The sequence below is a fragment of the Photobacterium sanguinicancri genome (genome assembly GCF_002265265.1).
Classification (GTDB): Bacteria; Pseudomonadota; Gammaproteobacteria; order Enterobacterales; family Vibrionaceae; genus Photobacterium; species Photobacterium sanguinicancri.
This window is the reverse complement of the sequence record NZ_NOIF01000285.1, coordinates 1-3,835: the sequence shown is the minus strand read 5'-3', so window position 1 is coordinate 3,835 and position 3,835 is coordinate 1. Positions and strand designations below refer to the sequence as shown.

The following is a 3,835-nucleotide window of genomic DNA, read 5'->3' as shown; positions in this document are numbered from 1 at the left end:
TCTGTAATCATTATATGCTGATGTCAGTGATGCTGAATTGACACTAAATGATAAGGCCATGATTAAAAGTAAGTTTATACGAACCATATTAGTTACCCATTGCTTCAGCAAGTTTTCTTTCAATATATGCAGGGCGATTTTTCAATCGTCTTGCTGCTATACAAAGAAGTCCTGAACACTCCGTAATCAAATCTTCTACGTTAAAGCTACCTTTTATAGAGGTTGATATCAGGCCTAATTTTAATGTGGCTGTATATGAGGCTTGACCATCACCTTCATTCTTAAAACTGACGGAAACTCTTTTAACTTGCATCCCCAATTCATTAATTACTTCCTGTCCACTAAAAGTAACTACACCGGCCTTCCCTGATAAAAGCGCATTCCCCTTATCATCAACGGTTAGTTTTATAAAGCCAGCATCCAACATGATAGATGTTGTTAAACCTTTATTTTTTGAGTATGCAACTTCGATTAATTTCGCTATCGTTAACTTTATCTCACTATGCCTATTACTCATTACTATCTCCTTAGAGTTGAAATCTAATGATCGTAAAGACATAAAATCATAGATAAAAACATCAATATTAAGAGTCTAGAGTCAGCTCTAATTATTAGATGAAACTGTAAAGATATTTAGCCGTAACCGCATTAAGGTGTGAACAGATGGTTGCTGAGATCGATAATCTATCAATACCCGCGCAACCGTTATTGCTCTTAACTTGCTTCAATGTCCTGTTTAGATTTTCAGAACTGAACATTGTTTCGAGTAGTTGACTGGTTTGCATCAAGGCTCGTCCTTCCTTTTACGCCACATACGCTTGTTACACTTCGCATCCATTAGATCGACTTACGGCTTCACCAATTGGATCGTAGGGATAGGTTTCATCGTTACTGTTACGCCACGTATCTGAGTTGCTGGTGACTGCTTCTTGATATATTCGATTCAGGACTTCCCTTGAATGAGTTCCCTCTCAAAGTACTATGCCTTCTTAATACCCATCAAAGCATATCACTACACTTTTAGTCCTAATGGACAGATATTAAGATCTCCCGAGGTAAGACGTTGCTCTTTCCTATGGCCGAGCCTGATTTACAATGATGCCCTTCCTGTCAAATTATCGGGCTAATCTATATAGTGCTAGGTTACCCAAATCATCATTGTAGACATTAACTCAGCTTAAAAAAGCCTAAACTCATCATCGCTGAGATATTCATTACGGTACTTTTCAAATATGGTCGATTCGACAAATATACTTTTCATATGCAGAATCTGCTTGAAGCGTTTGTTATGCAACTGTGTCAGCGATGAAGGTTCAAGTGCTGCCAGCTTTGTTTAAAGCGCGTTTTGAAATTTAAGGTTGGCTCAAACTCTATAACCACCCACTTAAGCCTATTAAGTTCATTAAGCTGTTCATATACTTGGGGCAAAGGAACACTTCCTTGCCCTAGAGTAACAGACTCTGTCTTGGCGAAGTCTCTCAAGTGCAGGTGTGACACTTTGTCTCTATGCTCATGAAGAAAGTCATTAACATTTACTCCAGCTAAATGAAGCCAACCAACGTCAATACACAGATCTATATTCTCAAAATCAAGCTCATTTTGAAGTATTGAAAAGGGAGTAGATGATTCACAACTGTTTATTAAAAACTCAAAATCATGATTGTGATATTGAATTTTAATGCCCTCTTTGGCATAGAGCTTAGCCGCACTGTTTAATACGCCACATGTAGCCCCAAAATTATCTAGACTTCGGTCGTGCCACCCCAGCGGACCTGAAACATACAAGTTTCGGCATTCATGCCGTTCTAAATAACCTATTAGTTCATGATGCTTTACGAGCTGTTCTGGCGAAACATGCACCCCAATGCAATCTAACCCTAACTGATTTAGTTCTTTCTCGGCTTCTAGAAGGAAAGGCAATTCAACGCCATCATAGCCAGTTTCGCTTATAAAATTAAGAACATGCGTTAAATCACTTTTCAAAACTTCTTCAGGAATGCCGAATAACTGAGCTCCAATGTACATCTATCCTCCAGTTGCATGTAGCCGCATTAAAGTGTGGACCACGAAACCTAACCATACCACCGTAAACACTAAACCCAACGATGGAATGAAAAATGCCAAGCGTTGAGAATCACTCTTAAATGCTTTGTTATGTTCGTAAGGCATTGATTATACAGCATTTAAATACGCCGCATCATAAGTATACATTCCGCCATACATACAACTCGAACAGTCCTATTTTATATGCTATTTTTCTGCTTTACTTGGCATACTACAGAGAAATTAAATGTCATTAGAATCATCGGTAACATTTTTCATTGCAATGTTCATATTTGGCATCACGCCTGGACCTGGCATTTTTGCCATTCTGGCGCGTGCTATGATATATGGACCTCGAAAATGCTTCATACTGGCAACAGGTATAATAACTAGCGATCTCATTTATCTTATTCTCGCATGTTTCGGACTCGCGACTATTGCTGATAATTGGTCAAATGTATTTATCGTTATTCGCTACTTAGGTGCCGCTTATTTAATCTACCTTGGTTATAGGATGTTCCGAACATTACCTCATGTAGAGGGAGAGGTGTTATCAGAATCAAATCAGCAGAAAAATACTGCTCCCTTTGCCAGCTTCACCCAAGGTTTTCTGATTTCAGCTTCAAATCCTAAAGTAATTCTTTTCTACATATCTTTTTTGCCAACGTTTATTGACCTTACCGTCTTACAAGCTCAAGATGTTTTTCTTGTATCCGTACTTTCATGTATTGCTTTAATGTCCGCAATAATGCTTATCGCATTTGGCGCTAGCCGAGTCGCAAAAAAACTAAAAACACCACTTGCACAAAAGAGATTAAATCAAAGTGCCGGAGGAGTTATGATAGCCGCAGGTTCATACCTTGCTGTGCACAATTAATTTAACCTCAGTTGGAAAATCTAGCCTCCTGAAATTAGCCCCTTTTACTATTTAATAAAGTCTATTTATAAAGGGGGCAACAATCGGAGTACATAGCCTGCATAACACGTTTACTACTATGCAATTATACTTAATATTGACGCCTTAAAACGAGAAACACCCGGCAAACTGAGATTGCCGAGTGTAGTAAATCGTGTTGATCCATTTGTTATACGGCTACCCAAAGCGTGAGGCTAACTTCTTGTAAACTGCATCTTTATCTCGTTTCCCAATAGCTAAAACATAGACAACAATTTCGTCATCAATAACCTCATAAGCTAAACGATAGCCTGCTGTGCGTAATTTAATTTTATAGACAGAATCATAATCACGTAACTTTGATGCCAGCACATGAGGATTTTCAAGACGCTCAATTAACTTCTTTTTAAACTGGCTTTTGATCGGTGGAGCTAATTTACTCCACTCTTTTTGTGCTGCTGGTAGAAATTTTAATTTATAAGTCATCGATATTTACTTCCACAGCGTCTGATAAATCAAGTCTGCGGCTTTCAACAAGCTTAGAAAGCTCGTAATCATCTAACATATCCATTAGAAATTCGTAAGTTTCAGCAGGTACTAGGTAAGCCGCTGGTTTATTGTGATTTAAAATAGCTATAGCAGAGCCATCAGCTTCGTTCAAAAGAGCTGTAGGATTTTTCTTTAACTCTGAAATACTTGCTGAAAAATCAGCTAGAACTTGTCTCATAACGCCACCAAATTAGTATTAAATTAAGTGCTAATTTTAGACCTTTTTAATGTGAACTGCTACTTTTTTCTTTTTGCCGTATAACGCCTGCAACTTACGAATCCCCACAAAATACCTTTGTAGTTCAATAAGTAGACACGCACCTTACCTTCTGATCTAATGAATTCACC

Annotated in this window: 5 protein-coding genes and 1 pseudogene; 1 reads left to right on the top strand and 5 read right to left on the bottom strand. The window is 38.1% G+C overall.

Features of this window, described 5'->3' with window-relative positions:
- Positions 1 to 88: 88 nt before the first annotated feature.
- The 3 genes and pseudogenes from ASV53_RS23165 to ASV53_RS23155 all read right to left on the bottom strand — a co-directional run bounded on the left by ASV53_RS23165 (position 89) and on the right by ASV53_RS23155 (position 2,025).
- Positions 89 to 517 carry a hypothetical protein gene (locus ASV53_RS23165; RefSeq protein WP_094958873.1) on the bottom strand — a complete coding sequence of 143 codons (429 nt, stop codon included), beginning with the start codon at positions 515 to 517 and terminating at the stop codon, positions 89 to 91.
- Between the two features lie 663 nt (positions 518 to 1,180).
- Positions 1,181 to 1,261, bottom strand: a pseudogene (locus ASV53_RS23160) (type II toxin-antitoxin system RelE/ParE family toxin); the annotation flags it as partial.
- 38 nt (positions 1,262 to 1,299) lie between these two features.
- A complete protein-coding gene (locus ASV53_RS23155) occupies positions 1,300 to 2,025 on the bottom strand; it encodes a sugar phosphate isomerase/epimerase family protein (RefSeq protein ID WP_094958872.1) in 726 nt (241 codons plus the stop codon).
- Positions 2,026 to 2,290: 265 nt separating this feature from the next.
- On the opposite strand from ASV53_RS23155, the gene ASV53_RS23150 reads away from it, so the two are divergent.
- Positions 2,291 to 2,920 carry a LysE family translocator gene (locus ASV53_RS23150; protein ID WP_094958871.1) on the top strand — a complete coding sequence of 210 codons (630 nt, stop codon included), beginning with the start codon at positions 2,291 to 2,293 and terminating at the stop codon, positions 2,918 to 2,920.
- Between the two features lie 216 nt (positions 2,921 to 3,136).
- On the opposite strand, the gene ASV53_RS23145 is transcribed toward ASV53_RS23150, so the two are convergent.
- On the bottom strand, positions 3,137 to 3,424 hold the full coding sequence (locus ASV53_RS23145) for a type II toxin-antitoxin system RelE family toxin (RefSeq protein WP_094958870.1): 288 nt from the start codon (positions 3,422 to 3,424) through the stop codon (positions 3,137 to 3,139).
- Complete coding sequence (locus ASV53_RS23140) at positions 3,414 to 3,665, bottom strand: type II toxin-antitoxin system Phd/YefM family antitoxin (protein WP_094958869.1); 252 nt, start codon at positions 3,663 to 3,665, stop codon at positions 3,414 to 3,416. Before ASV53_RS23140 ends, ASV53_RS23145 begins: the two co-directional genes overlap by 11 nt.
- Positions 3,666 to 3,835 lie beyond the last annotated feature (170 nt).

Coding starts and splice junctions, on each gene's coding strand:
- ASV53_RS23140 (WP_094958869.1), bottom strand. CDS start 3,665: ATGAGACAAGTTCTAGCTGATTTTTCAGCAAGTATTTCAGAGTTAAAG.
- ASV53_RS23165 (WP_094958873.1), bottom strand. CDS start 517: ATGAGTAATAGGCATAGTGAGATAAAGTTAACGATAGCGAAATTAATC.
- ASV53_RS23150 (WP_094958871.1), top strand. CDS start 2,291: ATGTCATTAGAATCATCGGTAACATTTTTCATTGCAATGTTCATATTT.
- ASV53_RS23155 (WP_094958872.1), bottom strand. CDS start 2,025: ATGTACATTGGAGCTCAGTTATTCGGCATTCCTGAAGAAGTTTTGAAA.
- ASV53_RS23145 (WP_094958870.1), bottom strand. CDS start 3,424: ATGACTTATAAATTAAAATTTCTACCAGCAGCACAAAAAGAGTGGAGT.